We start from the raw sequence: 17,299 nt of genomic DNA, 5'->3' as shown, positions 1-17,299 counted from the left end.
CGTTGATGGATGAGAAAGGCATAATTCAGCGCATTCATTTAGAAAAACTGTTTGCTGAAGCAGAAAATACCTATTTATTGACATACTAATTGCCATTGTCTTTGGTTTGTATTTTAGTAAGTCCATAGTTCAAAAGCTGAGTGAATTAGTAAAAATTTCTTAGCATATAGCTAATAGTAATTCCACCGCACAGATAAAATCATCAGATAGACAAGATGAAATCGATAAACTACAAACTGCTTTTTCTATACAAGACTTACGCAACTATTAAAAAAGCAAGTCGCTCAAAAAAGTTTCGTCTGCGAACTGTTCTGATTGTTCCATTTATTATTCCCATTATTGCGTCAACTGGCTTGGTGGGGTGGTTCTCTTTTCGCAATGGACAGCAGGCGATCGATGATCTGGCAATTCAGTTGAATGGTGAAATTAGTGCCCGCATTAAGCAACACGTTTTGGACTATTTGAATAAATCTTATAATGTTCTGAAACTCACCGATGCGGGTATCCAAAGTGGCAATTTAAAGCTTGATGACTTTGAAGGATTGCAACGCTATTTCTGGCAGGTAGTGCGACACGATGGCTTAGAGAGCTATCTGTCTTTTGGGAACGAACAGGGCGAGTTTGTTGGTGTGGAACATCGAGAGGATGGCACAATTCAACTCAAAATTCGCACCAAAGCTACTGAGCCGATGCGCGAAATCTACTTGCTGGACGATCGCGGCGATCGACAAAAGCGGTTGAAATCGGCGAAGTACGATACCACCTTCCGCCCCTGGTATAGAGCCGCCGTGCAAGCTCGTAAACCTACGTGGAGTCCAGTTTATCCATTCTTTTCCCGTGAGAATACGTCTTTGGGGATTTCTCCAGTCCGTCCTGTCTACGACTCGAACGGCAAGCTGCTGGGGGTTTTGAGCGTTAACATCACCTTGATGCGAATCACAAACTTCCTGAAACAGCTTTACATTAGTCCCCACGGACAGAGCTTTATCATGGAGCCGTCGGGACATTTGGTCGTCAGTTCAACCATTCCGGAGCCATTCAAGGTTAAAGGTGGCGAAAGAGACGATCGCCAAATTGAGCGAATGCCAGCCGCTGATAGTCAAAATGCCACAGTGACTGCTACTGCCCGATATTTACGCCAGCATTTCGGCCTGTTTGAGGCCATTAAGACCAGTCAACACCTAAAGTTTCAAATTAACGGTGTGTGGCACTACGTTCAGGTCATGCCAATTCAGGATGGTCGAGGTATTAACTGGCTAGCGGTGGTGGTTGTTCCTGAAAATGATTTCATGGCACGGATTAATGCCAATACTCGTACCACCATTCTGCTGTGCGTACTGACATCTGCGGCGGCAACTGCGATCGGTCTTCTTACGTCTCGTTGGATCAGCCACCAAATTTTCAAACTTAACACAGCGTCTCAAGAGATTGCCAGTGGAAATCTCGAGCAACACGTTGAAGTCAACGGCATCATCGAGATTGAGAAGCTGGCTGATTCGTTTAACCGCATGGCATTTCAACTCCAGGAATCCTTCGAGAGATTGGAAACTCAGAAGAATTCCTTTGCCCGGTTCTTTCCCCCCGAATATCTCAAGTTTCTCAACAAGCATGGGGTAACAGACATCGAACTGGGCGATCACGTCAGCAAAGAGATGGCGGTCATGTTCTCGGATATTCGCTCCTTTACAACCCTATCCGAGAAGATGACTCCCAAAGAGAATTTCGATTTTGTCAATGCTTACCTGCGACGGGTTTCTCCAGAAATTCGCGCCCATGATGGCTTTGTAGTGAAGTTCTTGGGTGATGGCATGATGGCAGTCTTTCCTAATGGTGTGGATGATGCCGTTGCCGCAGGGGTTGATAAATTCAAACGGGTACAGAAATACAACCGGAAACGAGAATCTCAAGGCTACTTGCCAATTGATGTGGGCATGGGTATCCACGTTGGACACATGATGGTGGGCATGATAGGGGAACACAACCGGATTCAAGGGGATGCGTTCTCTGATAATGTGAATCTGACTGCTCGTTTGGAAGGATTGACAAAGTTCTATGGTGTTTCATTACTAATTTCTGAAGAGGTCTTGGAGCGATTGAGCAACCCAGAGCAGTACAAAATTCGCTTTTTGGATCGAGCGATCGTTAAGGGTAGAACTGAACCGATCGCGGTTTACGAAGTGCTCGATGCCGAAACAGAAGCAATCCGAAAACTAAAACTTGACACCTTGCAAACCTTTGAGCGAGGACTTCAACACTACTGTCGGGGCAACTTTACTGATGCCAAAGCCTGTTTTGAACAGGTACTTGCAGTGAACTCTCTCGATAAGACTGCCAAACTCTATCTAGAACGAGTCCAAGAATTGCTGCTAGAAGGTACTCCAGCCAATTGGAATGGCGTATGGGCATTTACACAGAAGTAAAATTCGTTCAATTTATAGCAGTCGCCAAGGCGACTCTTGACTCTCGCCAAATACTGAAACGCTGACTGGTCAATCTTTTCCCTTATGCCTTGTGCCTTCTGCCTTTTCCTATAGCTCCTTCCATGACAACTTCAATTTATCTACCCACTACATTTGCAGATGCGATCGCCTGCGTCCAACAATTTGCCTTGTGTAGAGAAATAATTCGGTTCAACAATTTCTTACTCTCGGAGCTTGAACCTATCGTTGCCTACCAAATAATTCGATTGAACAATTTAAGCGCACTCTCTACATAAGCCTTAATTGTCAGCAAAAAACTTGAATACGAATTATTCCTCCACAAAAAATACTACTCTACAGTGACACTTTTAGCAAGATTCCTTGGCTGATCGACATCTAAACCGCGACGGGCAGCAATATGATAAGCCAATAATTGCAGTGGAACTACTGTCAGAATCGGAGAAAGCAATTCATCTACATGAGAGACAGGGAGTAAATCGTTAAAGATTTCCGCAGCTTCGCCATCGTTGACGGGGGTAACACCAATTAACCGAGAATCTCTGGCTTTGGCTTCTTGGGCATTAGAAATAACCTTTTCGTAAACACTACCAGGAATTGCGATCGCAACTACTGGTACTTTCGCATCTAAAAGTGCGATCGGGCCATGTTTCATCTCTCCAGCTGGATACCCTTCTGCGTGAATATAGCTGATTTCTTTTAATTTCAACGCCCCTTCTAAAGCAATGGGAAAGTTAATTCCTCTACCCACAAAAATAAAATCTTTAGTTTCGGCAAATTCGTGGGCTAGCTGTTCGGTTAAACTTTCCTGATTTGCCAAAGTCGCCTCAATTTCTTTGGGAATCTGTCGCAACCCATTAATAATTTGATCTAGTGTATCTTTTGAAACTGTCTGACGACGAGCTGCTAAATCCAATGCTAAAGCATAAAATGCCATCAGTTGAGCGGTAAAAGTTTTCGTCGCTGCTACCCCAATTTCAATTCCTGCTAGGGTACTAATAATATGCGGTACCAGATGACCAAGGCTACTTTCGGGGCGATTAGTAATACCCAGTAGTCGCGCTTGATATTTGGGTTCTTTCCCTTGGCGACGTTCTTTTTCCATCGTCAAAGCTGCTAGGGTATCGGCTGTTTCACCTGATTGGGTAACGCCAACGATTAAGGTGTTAGCCGTCACGGGTGATGGTGCATAGCGATACTCAGAAGCATAATGTACTTGAGTTGAAATTCCTGCTAGTTGTTCGAGTAAATATTTTCCGATTAATGCTGCGTGCCAACTGGTACCACAGGCAACGATCTGAATTTGTTCTAAATCGGTATATAAGTCTTCAGATAAACCAAGATTGATTGGGGATTCGGTAGATTCGGCTGGATTGAAGTATGCGTCTAAACTAGCTCTTACTACTCCTGGTTGCTCATGAATTTCTTTGAGCATGAAGTGTTTGAATCCCTGCTTTTCTACCATTGCCGGATTGAAGTTGAGCAGCCGGGGTTGTTTTTTCAACCTGTCGCCAGCAAAATTGTAAATCTCAACGCCCAAAGGTGTGAGGCGGGCAATTTCGCCATTTTCCAGAGGTAGCACTGCACGGGTGTAAGCAACGATCGCAGGTGTATCAGAGGCACAAAATAACTCCCCTTGACCAAAACCAATTACTAAAGGTGCTTGTTGGCGAACAACAATCAATTCATCGGGGAAATCAGCAGAAATAACTGCAAGTGCAAACGCCCCGCGCAAGTGGTTAACGGCTTGGCGAACTGCCTCAAGGAAGGGAGATGAGGGGGGAAGATTCTTTAAAAATTCGGCTATCAGATGGGGAATGACTTCGGTATCGGTTTCAGAACGAAATTCGTGTCCTTTGGCTTTGAGTTCCTCGCGTAACTCGCGGTAGTTTTCGATAATGCCATTTTGCACCACCGCCACTCGTTTTGCCGTATCCAAATGGGGATGGGCATTATACTCTTCTGGTTTGCCATGAGTTGCCCAGCGTGTATGACCAATACCAATTTGGGCAGGGGTTTCTATTTGTTCCAATTTAGAACGCAGGTTATGGAGTTTACCTTTTGCCCGCACACAATTTACCTCACCTTCCCAAACAGTGGCGATTCCAGCCGAATCGTAGCCTCTGTACTCTAGTTTCTCCAGTCCAGCTAGTAAAATGTCTGTCGCTGCTTGAGTGCCTATATATCCAACAATTCCGCACATTCTTCACACCACTTTTTTTCAGGATGATTAAATCCAGTATAGTAGGTAGCATAAAGTGGACGTTTTGCAAAGAAAAAGGGAGTAAAATACTCCCTCTACCACTAGTAGTACGCCTTGGCAACGCAAGCGGGGTAAAGGGTAAGGGGGAAAGTGGGGTCCCCTCTGGGGATAAGGGGCAGGGGGAAAGGTTTTTTATCCTTTACGCTTTTCCCTTTAACCTTTACCCAACCTCCACCTAACATTTTTAGGTTGGCAGACTACTAGGTATTGTTATGGATTTTAGGTTTTTTTACAGCAGATTCTCCGTCAGCTTTTGACCTGACGGTACAAATACAACTTCTAGGATTAGATACCCAGAGATTATATCCCCAATCTAAAATTGCGATTTCATGAAGAGTGCTGAGTTCCGAGTTCCGAGTTCCGAGTGAAGAATCAAAAAATTGTATTTGTGATTTACTTCTTTTTATCTCAGCACTTAGCACTCAGCACTCAGCACTCCGATCGGCACTCAGCTTTTAGTAAGCTAGACCCATACTGCGAGTTGTTTCAGCGCCCAGGTAAACCCGGATGCTCAAAAAGTCGGTGGGACAAGCAGTTTCGCAACGCTTACAGCCCACGCAGTCTTCTGTACGGGGTGAAGAGGCAATTTGAGCAGCTTTACAGCCATCCCAAGGAACCATCTCAAGTACATCAGTTGGGCAAGCGCGGACGCATTGGGTGCAGCCAATGCAGGTATCGTAGATTTTTACGGTATGAGACATTGAAAAAACGGCTCCTTTCGAGTGTTCTTCTCTGCGAAAGAATCATAATCAACGCATAGTCTACCGCAGTGGTTGATAGGCCGTAATCAAAAGGCTACATAACTTTAAACAATGTAATAAGCACCGTTAAAATTTGCTTTTGCGAGATTGTCCCTATTGACTGATAATCAGCAACATCATTAGAGCGTATTTCCCCTATTGCATTACCAGAATTTGGTGAAAACGTAAAGATATATGAAACAAAATTCAATCTATAAAGATTACATCGGAGTTATCTATGGTACTTGTTGCTTAATAACTATGTACAGTCAAACAAACCAAATTTGTAACAAAATATTAATTATTATTTAAAGTTTCCAACTAACTGTATGCAGAATAATCTAATTTTGCGATCGCTAACCCGCCAAAACTAGGCGATCGCAGTCATAGTTTGCGTGATAATTGGCATAAAATATACTAATATTCTTAGTACAGTTGAGAATTAGAGGACTTCTATTTGATTTTTAAAATACACCTAAGATATGATTTTCCCACTAAATCCAGTTTTTGATGGGTAAAGCCTATCTTAATATTAATTCAAATTTTTCACAACTCATTTAGGATTGCTATATATAGGTGGTTACTATGACTAAACTTCAAAATCAAATGATAGTTAAATATGGTGTTTTATTTTCTAAAGTTTTTAGGTATGTCAGATATTATCCTGAAGATATAATTCGTATATTTTGGTTTGCTGTTTTTATCGGATTATTCTATTTATCTAATTGGCGCTCACCAAATAATGAAGAATTTATTTATTTAGTATATGCATACTTTTTACTTTCTCCACTTTCAGAAGAAGAACTTTTATTTTACAAAGATAATCTTGACAAAGGTAATTTTTCCAAAATTCAGGTTATTCTCTCTTATTTAATGTTACCAATTGGCATTGAACAAAAACTTTTTTCTCGAACAGGCATAGAGGCACATCACTTAGCAAGGGTCAAACTCGTACAGGAAATATTGCCACAGGCTGAGTATATTCTCGATTTAGGAGGTTCTTGCCCTGGTTCGCCAGAAGGTGCGCTCATGGTAATGGGTTATCCGTACCATCCGCAACAGTTGGATATTGTTGATCTCCCACAGGAGGAAAGAATTTATAATCCGCAATCTGAGGAACATCCCCAGCAATTCATAACTCCAGATAATCTCACAAAAATTAATTATATCTATCGCTCAATGGCAGATTTATCTAATTTTTCAGAACATACCGTTGACCTTGTATGGTCAGGACAAAGCATTGAGCATGTAACAGAAGAAGAAGCCGAAAAAGTAATTCAAGAAGTATTTAGAGTTATCAAACCAGGTGGCTCATTTTGTTTAGATACGCCAAATCGTCAGCTGACAAAGCTTTTGGTACGTAGAGGATTTGTACATCCTGAACATAAGATTGAATATACACCTGATGAATTGATTGCAAAAATTCAAAAAGCTGGTTTTATTATTAAAAAAAAATTAGCTGTTTCTCCAATGCCCTATAGTTTAAAAACCAAAAGATTTAGCAAACTGGAATTGATGAACAGTATTAACTTTTCGGAAAATATAAACCAAGGTTTTTCTTTTTTCATCTATTGTAGTAAGCCAGAGAACTGATAAAATGTTCGCATTTTACTTGCATAATTAGGGTCGGCAAGACTTCAGTGTGAATTGTTTGGTATCAAACAGGCGATCGCACTCAGCAATTTTTTTGCGATCGCTCACCGATAAATTGTATATTTAACTTTTTAAGTCTGATAATTTCATTATTTATATTCCTATATATTAAAGAATTTCCGAAATTGCAAATTCATCATTGATAGCAGTAATTTGGGTTTGAATATTTGGCTCAGTAGCGGTTAATTGCAGTTGTTCATCTAAATTTTCAGTATCAGTAAAATTATCTTTTGCATACTCATTTTCTCGAATTTTACGAACAATACTTTCTAACAACCAAAGTTGTTCTTCCACAGACAAGGCAAGGATAGAGCGCTCAATTTCTAGTAAATTCGGTGAGATCATTTTACTTTTGATTCCTATTTAGATGTATTTTTCAAAGATATTATATTCAGTCTATCTGGTTAACCTAGAGCATGGCTAATTCCCGATCGTTTTCCCCACGCTTATCATTTCACAAATCATCAGAGATTGCTATAAATAACTAGAAAGCCGTTTGATTACTTTTTAATTAAGTATTACTGCTGAAGCAAAATGTACGCTAAACTGACTACATGAATTACGAAACAGCTAGGAAACTCCTCATAGATCAGACAATCACAACCGAGGAAAACCCAGATGCGCTGTTAACGCGTATGAAACAGGGCAAACCGCCGGTACCCGGTCAGATCACTTCGATTTTGTTGGCATTGAAAGTGGTGTTTGAAGCCCTCAAAGATGCAAAGAGCGTAGACCGAGAACTGGCTTTAGCCCTTTATCAGTTAAGTATTAAGGCGCAACAGCTATTTGGCGCAGGGCGTAAAGCCGGGGTTGATTGGCCACCACTACTCAAAGAAGATTTACTACGAATTTCCTTAGCAGCTGAAAGTATCTTTTCGGGTATATGGCAAACCTTAGCGACTATGGAGTTGGGGAAGAGATGAGGGACAAGGGGACAAGGGGACAAGGGGACAAGGGGACAAGGAAAATAATTCCTCACTCCTAACTCAGCACTCCTAACTCAACATTCAACACTCAGCACTCAGATAGATGCCTATTAACGAATTTGCAGTTCATTTTCTAACTTGTCTAAGTCAGTTTTGAGCAAAACAGTCATTTGACCGGTAAAAGCTTTGCCATTCTTGGGTTGGGCAACTTCCACCCAGTATACATAGCGATCGCCTACTCGTAATTCTCCCTTTAAAGCTTCCCGAATCGGAGTTTTGGCTAGACGCGCCGAATTAACTACCTTCTGGTTGGGATATTGATACACGACTTGGGCGCGATCGTAGTCTTGATAAATCTCCAAGCCATAAATTACCCGCAAGGATTCTTGGAGACGCGCAAATGTCATGCCGTTAATAGCATCATACATAGTGATGCGCTCAGTCCGAATTGTGCCCCGGTCTTTGGAAAACTCCACCCTACCAGGAGGCAATACTGACGCTTGAAAAGTGAATCGTTGGGCAGCAGTATCAGTCTTTTGCACAAATAATTGCTCCCCTCTCCTGGGGCGCAGTGTCGGATGTGCTTTAATCCAAGTGCCTACCTCTTCTGTACTTTGTCCTGGTAAAGCATTGGCTGGGGAATCAAAAAGCGTTCCCACACAGAGCCAGGGCACTAGAGAAAAAGGCAAAATTAAACAGTTAAGTAGAGATTTTTTGAGCATTTTACTGTTCGGGATTTTTATAGAAATTTCCCCATTTGGGATTAACCATAGTCTTCCCGTTTTTCAGCAAAATTACTTCAATGGATTGTAGCGATCGCGCATCGATGCCTTTATCGATCGCTCAACAATAAAACTCATATCAATACTATTCGGTTAACGCAAGAGAGGCGATGAATCGCCGTCTCTACAATGATTAGTCGTTTTGTCTTGACGGCGATTTATCGTGTCTTTGCAATCGTTGATCTACGCACTTCTCAAAGCCACAATCGGGTCGAGTTTAGCAGCACGACATGCAGGAACAACGCCAAAGAATAAACCAATACCCCCAGAGACACCAACTGCCATAGTAATCGCTATAGGAGAAAGACTCGCTTCTAAAGGAGTCAAGGCTGCCACTAATAGGATGCCACTAATGCCAACCGCAGTCCCAACTAAGCCGCCAGCTGCGGAAACAATCACTGCTTCAATGATGAACTGTAGCAAAATATCTTGCTCAGTTGCGCCGATCGCTTTTCGCAATCCGATTTCTTGGGTGCGTTCGGTGACGGAGACTAGCATAATATTCATAATGCCAATGCCGCCGACAAACAAAGATATACCGGCGATCGCAGCTAGCATAATTGTCAATGCACCTGTAATTTGACCGACAGTTTGCAAAGCATCTTTCTGGGTGCGAAGAGTAAAGTCATCTTCACCATTAATTTTGTGTCTTAGACGCAGCAAATTAGTAATTTGAAATTCTGCTGCATCCACGCTATCGGAATCACGAGCGGCAGCAACGAGATAATCTAAGGCAATACCATAAGGAGAATTTTTGCCCACAAGTCGGTTTGCTGATGTGGTGATTGGGATTAAGGCAGCATCATCATAATCTGCTCCTACGCTGGAACCTTTGGCTGTTAACGTCCCAATCACTTGAAAGCTGGTATTTCCAACTCGTAATTGCTGTCCTACAGGGTTACTATTACCAAATAGTTTTTCTGCCAAATCTCCACCCAGCACTACCACTTGGTTATTTCGCTTGATGTCTACCTCAGAAAAAAACCTGCCTTTATCAGTTTCAAAATCCCGCACAGATAGAAAACTAGGAGTTGTACCAATGATGTTGACATCGGTATTTCTGTTGCGGTATGTAATTACCTGTCTTCTGTTTAACTCTGGTGCAACTCCTACTACTGTTGGTACTTGAGAAGCGATCGCATCCGCATCTTGCAACACCAGAGTTTTTGGCACTTCAAAGGAGATTCGCTGAGTTTCTCGATTACCTGGCAGTACAAATAGCACATTTGGCCCTAGTGACTCCAGCTGTTTATTCACATACTTCTGCCCACCTTCGCCAATGCCAATCATGGCAATCACCGAGGCATTGCCAATAACTATACCCAGCATGGTGAGGGCACTACGCAGCTTATTCGATAGCAGAGTTTTCCCCGCCATATTCATGCTTTCAAGGAAATTCATATCTTATATAATTACGAATTACTCTGTTCTTTAGCCTTCTCAATTTTGTAATCTTTGGGTGGGTTAACAAAAATGCGATCGCCTGCTTTAACTCCCTCTAAAATCTGAGTTTGGTCTTGAATTTGTGCCCCAACTGTAACTTCGCGGAACTGGGGTTTATTTTTTGCATCTGGTACGAGTACGCCAGTTTTACCTTTTTCGGTGACAATTGACACCGTTGGTAATACCAAGGCATTATTAACGCGATCGCCTAAAAAAGTCAGGTCCACATTTAAGCCAGAACGCAGTTTATCTATGCCAGTATCGATAGCAACCCGCACCTGAAAGGATGTCACACCTTGTTCCACCACTGCTTCGGGAGCAATCAGGCGTACATGACCTTTAAAAACTCGATCGGGATAGGCATCAGCGACAATTTCCACCTGCTGTCCCTGTTTCATTCTGCCAAGATCGGCTTCGGGAACTTGAGCTAATATTTCTAAACCCCTTGCTACGGCGACAATTGAACTGGAAGTTGCCGATGCACTAGTAGAAGCAGAGGTAGTGGGTGTGACAAATGCACCTGGTTCGGCATACTTTTGGGTAACAATTCCCGACAGAGGAGCGCGAATAATAGTATCTTCTAACTGCACTTGTACGCCCTTTAATTGAGCCTCAGCAGATGCAACAGCGGCTTGACGCTGGACAATTTCTTCAGAACGGGTTCCATCTTCTAACAGTACCAATGCTGCCCGTGCTTCATTAACAGCAGCTTGCCGTTGGTCGATTTCTTCACTGCGAGTGCCACTTTGGACTAAGGAAAATCGTTTTTTCGCTTCTTCTAAATTGGCTCTAGCACTTTTGTCGTCGCTGATGGCTTGATCGAGTAATTGTTTTTTCTCTGCTCCTTCTTTATATAGATATTGGTAACGCTTTACCTGTTCGCTGGTGTAATTCACCCTTGCTTGAGCCGCATCTACTTGGGATTGAGATTGAGCAATTTCTTGGGGACGATTACCAGCCTTAGCTGCGGCTAATTGAGCTTGAGCTTGTGCTAATCGGGCCCTTGCTTGAGCGATTTCTTGAGGACGACTACCAGCAAGGGCTTGGGCTAGCTGTGCTTGACTTTGGGCTAAGTTAGCACGGTATTGACTCCTTTGAGCCTCAATACTGGCACTATCCATGCGGGCGAGAATTTGCCCTTGTTGAATGCGATCGCCTTGTTCCACGTATAATTGCGACAGCACTCCGGGATTCTTCGGACTAATATTTACGCTCTGAACTGGCACGACTTTGCCACTAGCTGTAATCCGCAACGTCACGTTTTGGGCTGCAACTGGCACAGTTAGTTGAGCAATATCTTCTTTGTTTGTCCCTTGGTTTACCAAGGTGTAAGTTGTTATAGTACCCACAACCAAAGCACTCCCCGCTATCAGCCCAATCAGCCAGCGCGATGGATGCTTAACTTTGCCAATAACTGGAATTTCTATGTGCGTAGCCATATTTATAGAAGCCTGTAAATCTTGCTGTATAAAAATATTTTTTAGTTAGAGCAGAAGTGGAGAGTACGGAGTTGTTAAAGCTTTAGGATTAAATTTTTATAAGTTAACTAACAACTAGACGCATAATCAGCTTCACAGTTGCTTAATCTTACTTCATACTAGGCATTCGTATTTCTGTATGTCTTCACCTGAAAGGGTGACTTTAGCCACAGCATATTCATGCAATCTGGAACTATTCGTGAGAAACAAGATTCCCGACTTTTTTGAGAAACTGGGAATCTACGGCGGGCAATTCTCACAAATCAGATAGGATTGCTGTAGTGCGATCGCGCTTTAGTTGCTCGGTATCCTTTGCTTTTTCCCTACTCCCCATTCTCTACCGCAAAGCAGTTTGTAATTATTGCTGAAATTGGGTTAATAACCAAGCACCAACTTGACTTTGATTTATTTGACGAGTTTGCTCTAATGCATCGTTTAATAAAGAAATAGCTAATCCTGATAATACCTGAGATTCTGTAATCCGCCTACTACCTTGGTTTTCAATAGCAAAAGCCATAACTTGGACATTTTGGACATTTAAAATCCAGTATTCTTTCACTTATAAATCTTCGTATAAAAGTCGTTTTTCACCTCGATCGTCAGCAAGTGAGGTATTAGCCACTTCAATAACTAAATCTGGTGGTGAATATATATCTAAATTGATGATAGAAGTGCCGTAAGGAATGACATCAGCATTTTCACCAATATAGTAAGATAAGACACATCAGGTTGAGCTTCCTTAAAGCCTGTTTTGCGATATGTACAGTTATCCTTGCCATTTAAAGCAATGCCTTTGATGCTGGCAAACAAGTTAACAGCAAAGAGAATAATTGCATGGTCGCTGGCATGGTTATTCACGATTGCGTAGATTTCAATCCTCATCTGTCCATTGTGATAATAGCCCTTGGCTTTTTCGTAGGCAGGATTTTCAATTATTTGGATATATTCATCCCAAGTTACTGCTATCCAGGTATCGGTTACTAGTTGGGTCTGTAATTCGCTCATAATATTGCGAAAGAGGAACTTTAACAACGATCGTACAAGTTTAATTTTCCAACACTAAGCTGACAGCAAAGCTTTAACTGCCTCCTGCTATATATTAGGCCTGCAATTAATTACAAGGCTAATATAACGTGAGTTCGACGGATAGAAAACGGCAAAAAGCTTGCTAGATATGAAACATGAGAAACTGGGTAGGTGTTGCGATGGCGCGAAGCACCTGGTGGTGGCGATCGCTAAGATTAATTGAGAATGAGCAAAAAAGGCACAAAAAAACGCCGAGACTAAAAATATCTCAGAAAAATAAGGGTCTCGGCTATGTCTACCATTGTATCTCGCCTCGATATCGTACAAATATTCTGTGACGTAGATGATTTTTGTAACCAGTGGGAGAATTTGTGGGAACAAGTACCACAGTTACCATCCACAAAGGGAGAGCGTCGTAGCACTTCCCGAATGCATTTATCAGAGGTGATGACAATCGCGATCGCATTTCATGGTAGTGGTTATAAAACTTTCAAGGAGTTCTACACGTTGCATGTGCTACAAAGCTGGCGTGGAGCGTTTCCAAATTTGGTCAGTTACACAAGATTTGTGGAACTTCTGCCCTGGAGTTTAATGTTGCTGTGTTGTTTTTTGCATACACGGACAGGAGAAATTACAGGGATTAGTTTTATCGATTCCACCCCAATTGATGTTTGTCACAATTGCCGGGCACACGCCCATAAAGTTTTTAAAGGGTTAGTGAAATGGGGTAAAAATGCTGTGGGCTGGCACTTTGGCTTTAAACTTCATTTAATTATTAACGATAAAGGAGAATTACTGGCATTCAAACTAACTCCGGCAAATGTTGATGACCGTAAACCAGTTCCAGATATGACTCGTGACTTAATTGGTAAACTTTTTGGAGATAGAGGATATATCTCGCAAAAATTATTTGAAGAGTTATACGAACGAGGTTTAGAGTTAGTTACTAAATCTAAGAAGAAAATGAAAAATCGTTTGGTAAAACTGATTGATAAAATTCTTTTACGCAAACGGGCTGTAATTGAGTCAGTCAATGACCATCTCAAAAATATGTGTCAAATAGAACACTCTCGGCATCGTAGTGTGTTTAACTTTTTGGTCAATCTGATGGCTGGTTTAACTGCTTACACCTATTTACCCAAAAAACCATCGATTGATATTTACCCAAAAGATTTACCTGCACTACCTCCTGCCGTTTTCTAACCGTCGAACTCACGTTAATATAGTAGAAGTTATTAGTTATCGAACAGAATTCAGGAGTCAGTCGTCATAATTCAGTTGGGTATTCTGTATGACTGGCGGATGAATAATCAGCGTTTTTACACCCCTACCAAATTGAAAATTTGGTGGTGCGACAAAACAGTTGCGGGTCTGAATCCCCACTGAAAGATTGCTGAATTCTGAATTCTGTATTCTGTATTCTTCTTCAATTCACTTTTTCAATACTACATTGAAAGAATTTAAATACCCAGTAATGGTTTTAGCTAATGTCTTTTGCTGTTTTTTTGTAGTTATTGCCATTACTTGATATAGTCTTCCTTCGGCAACATACATTCTACTTATAGTAATTTTCCCTCCAGAATTGATGTACTGAATTTCTTTGCCCGGATGATTATTGTAACTACGAATGTTTCGTTGACTAATTAAATTACTTTTCGTAGTCTTTAAAGCCATATCCCGTGCATTATTAAGAACAACTTGAGGATCGGCCATTTGACCGTAACTATAAGGGAAATCATTGTAAGCAACTATGTATGCTACTTGCTGTTTTGGTGGTTGAGCGACAAATATTTCTAGGTTAATTTCCCCCATGTAAGTTTTTTGGGATTCGGTGTTTCTGCTGGGGCTTCCCGGCATCAAAATCGTAAAACGTCCATCTGGAGCGGTGAATAACTTCCATTGTGGCTGCACGGGTTGAGAAACCTTTGGTTTGACAACAGCTACCGGAGATTTGGGTTGACGCGCTTCCACAAGAACAGAGCCACCACAAACAATGGTGGCGGCTATTAGTGGTAACAGACTTTTAACTGTCATATTTTTTGCCCTTTGAGATGCCGATCTCACTGATGATGCCAGCTGTTATAACCTAGCAGCACATAAAGCAGCACCAATTAGGCCGACTTGCGAGTTGAGGATAATATACACGGGTATCTCTTCGAGGAGGCGGCGCATTCTACCTTTTTGGGTGAAATTTAACAAGAAACCGTTATTTTGAATTAAGGGGAGAATTTTAGGCGCAATCCCACCAGCGATGTATAAGCCACCGTAAGGTAGGAGTTTCAGGGCGAGATTACCGGCTTCTGCACCGTAAGCTTCTACAAATAATTGCAAAGTTTGTTCCGAGAGGCGATCGCGTCCTTCTAGTGCAGCCGTACCAATAACAGCACCAGGATCGACACTTTTCTCTTCTTGTCCGGCTTCTTGTTCCCAAGTTCTAACGATTTGGGCAATATCTGGTGATTCTGTGGCAAATTTGCGATCGCGCAAAAATTGGTAAATCGCCACAATTCCCATTCCAGAAACCACGCGTTCTACAGAAACGCGCTGGATATCATGTTTACCCAACAGGTATCTCAACAGTTGAAACTCGATCTCGTTGCGAGGGGCAAAGTCAGCGTGTCCACCTTCTGAAGAAAAAACTTGATAGTGGTTCCCCTGCTTAATTAAAAATCCTTGCCCTAAGCCAGTACCAGCACCAATAATTCCAATGGGGGTTTCGGGTTGAGGTTTGCCAACTTGTAACGTGTACAAGTCTTCTTTTTGTAAACCTGAAATGCCATAGCCAACCGCGGCGAAGTCATTAATCAAAGAAATATGCGGGATACCCAATTCTTCTTGTAGACGTTCGGTATCCAGGAACCAGGCTAAATTGGTCAGTTTGGCAGTATTTTTGACAATGGGGCCGGCGATCGCAAAACAAGCTTTTTCTGGTGTAGGTGTATTAGCTTTGACCAAAAACTCCTGCACTATCGGTACTAAATCAGGAAAATCGGCACTGTGGTAACTTTCCTGATAAATAGTATGTAAAGCTGGTGAGTCTGATTTTTCAACCAATTGCAGAATAGTTTTCGTACCGCCGATGTCTCCTGCTAGTAACAAAGTCATAGAATTTATTGGTGAATTAAATTACTTTTTTTGTAAGATATACTCAACCTAGCAGAAGTCATGAACACAAATCTCTATCAGAGGTTTAAGCAAATCGAATAACTTCTTCTATGTGGGTTAAATGGGAAGTATCTCCCGTTAGTTCTAATAACCATTCTGGGTCTTGGCGTACCACTTTTACCAGAGAACATAAAGAAGCTTTGACTTCTGTTTTGGCAATTTCCCCCACTAGCCCCATTGCTCCGCCCAATACAGATGCACCATGTGCTACAAGCAGGATATCTTCTGGGTAGAACTCAGTAGCTAAACATCTAGCAGTTTGTCCAGAACGTTCTCGCACTTTTTCGTGAGTTTCAGGATATTTGGCGGCGATGCGCGAGGTATAGCTGCTGTCAATTCTGGGGAATAACTCTGCTAACGCTGGAGTTGAGAGTCTTTTGGGTTCTTCTGTCATCCAAACTGGATTTAGCCATTCACTCAAGCCGGTTTCGAGTTTAATCGGCAAGTCGAGCATTTCTGCAACTGCATTTGCCGTTTGTACGGTTCGCAGGAAAGGAGAAGCAAAAATATGGCCAATATTTTCTTTTTTTAATCGTTTAGCTAACTGCTGTGCCTGCACCATACCATCATTAGACAAGGGTGGATCGTAGCGTCGTTCGGCGGTAAGAAACCAATCGGGGTTTACGAAGTCGAGGCGGTTAGCGTGTCTTGCTATCCAGACTATTTGACTCATGGGTTTAATTATTCCGATGAATAGAATTCGCCGCTAAACAAATATATAGATATCTGCAAGGAAGGCTGCAAATATTAATATAGGACAAAAATCGTAATAATATTTAATAATAATAATGATTAGAAAAACTTATCAGTATAAACTAGTTAAGATTGTGTAACGAACTTAAATGTAAATATCAGATTGGGACGGTTCAAACCAAACTCCACATTCAATAACTGATAGTAGATGGCTGACGGTAATTGTTTTGAGTGTGCCGTAACGTTTGCGATAGTAACACTTAAAAAGTAAAGAAAATAAATGTGGTTCTTCATGGAAGTAACGGTAAAAAACAAACCCCTGCCAATCTATGCCAAACTGTTCAGCGATTTTATAAAATAGTTCCTCAACATCATCACCATCTATTTTGAGGTCTTCCTGAAGCCGTATATTAAGAGTAATATCTTTTGTTTGCACGCCTAGTTCATTAGAAATAATTGCTGCAAGTTGGTTAAATCTATCTGTAAATGACATAAGCTTTTCAGGTGACAAACTCCAGTAGCAAGAATCCTATTAACAAGGAAATTATTACCAGGTAAATACTGGTCAAGCATCTATGAACTGGTAGCAAGATAGGGTTATTGTAGCCATCCAACTTTTGCAATAATCAGATTTAGTCGCAGATATTTTAACTCGTGAAATTATGCCAGTACTACTAACTGTTTATTTTCAT

Annotated in this window: 18 protein-coding genes; 5 read left to right on the top strand and 13 right to left on the bottom strand. The window is 41.6% G+C overall.

The window, feature by feature from the left end; genetic code table 11:
- Window positions 1-215: 215 nt before the first annotated feature.
- Window positions 216-2,420, top strand: a complete 2,205-nt coding sequence (locus ACR5KR_RS23815; protein ID WP_448268223.1) for an adenylate/guanylate cyclase domain-containing protein — start codon at window positions 216-218, stop codon at window positions 2,418-2,420.
- Between the two features lie 122 nt (window positions 2,421-2,542).
- Window positions 2,543-2,716: a hypothetical protein gene (locus tag ACR5KR_RS23810; protein WP_448268222.1), complete on the top strand. Its 174-nt coding sequence runs from the start codon at window positions 2,543-2,545 to the stop codon at window positions 2,714-2,716.
- 53 nt (window positions 2,717-2,769) lie between these two features.
- Here the strand turns inward: ACR5KR_RS23810 and glmS are convergent, their stop codons facing one another.
- Window positions 2,770-4,641 carry a glutamine--fructose-6-phosphate transaminase (isomerizing) gene (gene glmS, locus ACR5KR_RS23805; RefSeq protein WP_448268221.1) on the bottom strand — a complete coding sequence of 624 codons (1,872 nt, stop codon included), beginning with the start codon at window positions 4,639-4,641 and terminating at the stop codon, window positions 2,770-2,772.
- Between the two features lie 515 nt (window positions 4,642-5,156).
- The gene (psaC, locus tag ACR5KR_RS23800; protein ID WP_012411495.1) at window positions 5,157-5,402 is read right to left on the bottom strand and encodes a photosystem I iron-sulfur center protein PsaC; all 246 of its coding nucleotides are present in this window, start codon (window positions 5,400-5,402) and stop codon (window positions 5,157-5,159) included.
- A gap of 624 nt (window positions 5,403-6,026) precedes the next feature.
- Between psaC and ACR5KR_RS23795 the strand changes: the two genes are divergently transcribed.
- Window positions 6,027-7,034, top strand: a complete 1,008-nt coding sequence (locus tag ACR5KR_RS23795; protein ID WP_445630222.1) for a methyltransferase domain-containing protein — start codon at window positions 6,027-6,029, stop codon at window positions 7,032-7,034.
- 168 nt (window positions 7,035-7,202) lie between these two features.
- Here the strand turns inward: ACR5KR_RS23795 and ACR5KR_RS23790 are convergent, their stop codons facing one another.
- Window positions 7,203-7,439, bottom strand: a complete 237-nt coding sequence (locus tag ACR5KR_RS23790) for a hypothetical protein (protein WP_448268220.1) — start codon at window positions 7,437-7,439, stop codon at window positions 7,203-7,205.
- A 209-nt stretch (window positions 7,440-7,648) separates the two neighbouring features.
- Here ACR5KR_RS23790 and ACR5KR_RS23785 point away from each other — a divergent pair, with 209 nt between their 5' ends.
- Window positions 7,649-8,017 carry a Dethiobiotin synthetase gene (locus tag ACR5KR_RS23785; protein WP_322713264.1) on the top strand — a complete coding sequence of 123 codons (369 nt, stop codon included), beginning with the start codon at window positions 7,649-7,651 and terminating at the stop codon, window positions 8,015-8,017.
- 113 nt (window positions 8,018-8,130) lie between these two features.
- On the opposite strand, the gene ACR5KR_RS23780 is transcribed toward ACR5KR_RS23785, so the two are convergent.
- From ACR5KR_RS23780 to ACR5KR_RS23755, 6 genes are all read right to left on the bottom strand, one after another.
- Entirely contained in the window at window positions 8,131-8,742 is a 612-nt protein-coding gene (locus tag ACR5KR_RS23780) for a hypothetical protein (protein WP_448268219.1), read from the bottom strand.
- 243 nt (window positions 8,743-8,985) lie between these two features.
- On the bottom strand, window positions 8,986-10,203 hold the full coding sequence (locus ACR5KR_RS23775; RefSeq protein WP_448268218.1) for an ABC transporter permease: 1,218 nt from the start codon (window positions 10,201-10,203) through the stop codon (window positions 8,986-8,988).
- 11 nt (window positions 10,204-10,214) lie between these two features.
- Window positions 10,215-11,684 (bottom strand): efflux RND transporter periplasmic adaptor subunit, encoded by a 1,470-nt coding sequence (locus ACR5KR_RS23770; RefSeq protein WP_448268217.1) that lies wholly within the window; start codon window positions 11,682-11,684, stop codon window positions 10,215-10,217.
- Between the two features lie 397 nt (window positions 11,685-12,081).
- On the bottom strand, window positions 12,082-12,282 hold the full coding sequence (locus ACR5KR_RS23765; RefSeq protein WP_448268216.1) for a hypothetical protein: 201 nt from the start codon (window positions 12,280-12,282) through the stop codon (window positions 12,082-12,084).
- On the bottom strand, window positions 12,283-12,351 hold the full coding sequence (locus ACR5KR_RS23760) for a hypothetical protein (protein WP_448270307.1): 69 nt from the start codon (window positions 12,349-12,351) through the stop codon (window positions 12,283-12,285).
- A gap of 26 nt (window positions 12,352-12,377) precedes the next feature.
- A complete protein-coding gene (locus ACR5KR_RS23755; RefSeq protein ID WP_448268215.1) occupies window positions 12,378-12,728 on the bottom strand; it encodes a hypothetical protein in 351 nt (116 codons plus the stop codon).
- Window positions 12,729-13,040: 312 nt separating this feature from the next.
- On the opposite strand from ACR5KR_RS23755, the gene ACR5KR_RS23750 reads away from it, so the two are divergent.
- On the top strand, window positions 13,041-13,952 hold the full coding sequence (locus ACR5KR_RS23750) for an IS982 family transposase (RefSeq protein ID WP_448265662.1): 912 nt from the start codon (window positions 13,041-13,043) through the stop codon (window positions 13,950-13,952).
- A 228-nt stretch (window positions 13,953-14,180) separates the two neighbouring features.
- Here the strand turns inward: ACR5KR_RS23750 and ACR5KR_RS23745 are convergent, their stop codons facing one another.
- The 4 genes from ACR5KR_RS23745 to ACR5KR_RS23730 form a co-directional block, all read right to left on the bottom strand.
- A complete protein-coding gene (locus ACR5KR_RS23745) occupies window positions 14,181-14,783 on the bottom strand; it encodes a hypothetical protein (RefSeq protein ID WP_448268214.1) in 603 nt (200 codons plus the stop codon).
- Between the two features lie 45 nt (window positions 14,784-14,828).
- On the bottom strand, window positions 14,829-15,854 hold the full coding sequence (locus ACR5KR_RS23740; RefSeq protein ID WP_448268213.1) for a glucokinase: 1,026 nt from the start codon (window positions 15,852-15,854) through the stop codon (window positions 14,829-14,831).
- A gap of 85 nt (window positions 15,855-15,939) precedes the next feature.
- Window positions 15,940-16,587 carry a histidine phosphatase family protein gene (locus ACR5KR_RS23735; protein ID WP_448268212.1) on the bottom strand — a complete coding sequence of 216 codons (648 nt, stop codon included), beginning with the start codon at window positions 16,585-16,587 and terminating at the stop codon, window positions 15,940-15,942.
- Window positions 16,588-16,752: 165 nt separating this feature from the next.
- Window positions 16,753-17,100 carry a DUF1493 family protein gene (locus ACR5KR_RS23730; protein ID WP_448268211.1) on the bottom strand — a complete coding sequence of 116 codons (348 nt, stop codon included), beginning with the start codon at window positions 17,098-17,100 and terminating at the stop codon, window positions 16,753-16,755.
- Window positions 17,101-17,299 lie beyond the last annotated feature (199 nt).

Source organism: Nostoc sp. DSM 114159, assembly GCF_053470285.1.
This window is presented reverse-complemented; position numbering and strand designations above follow the sequence as displayed.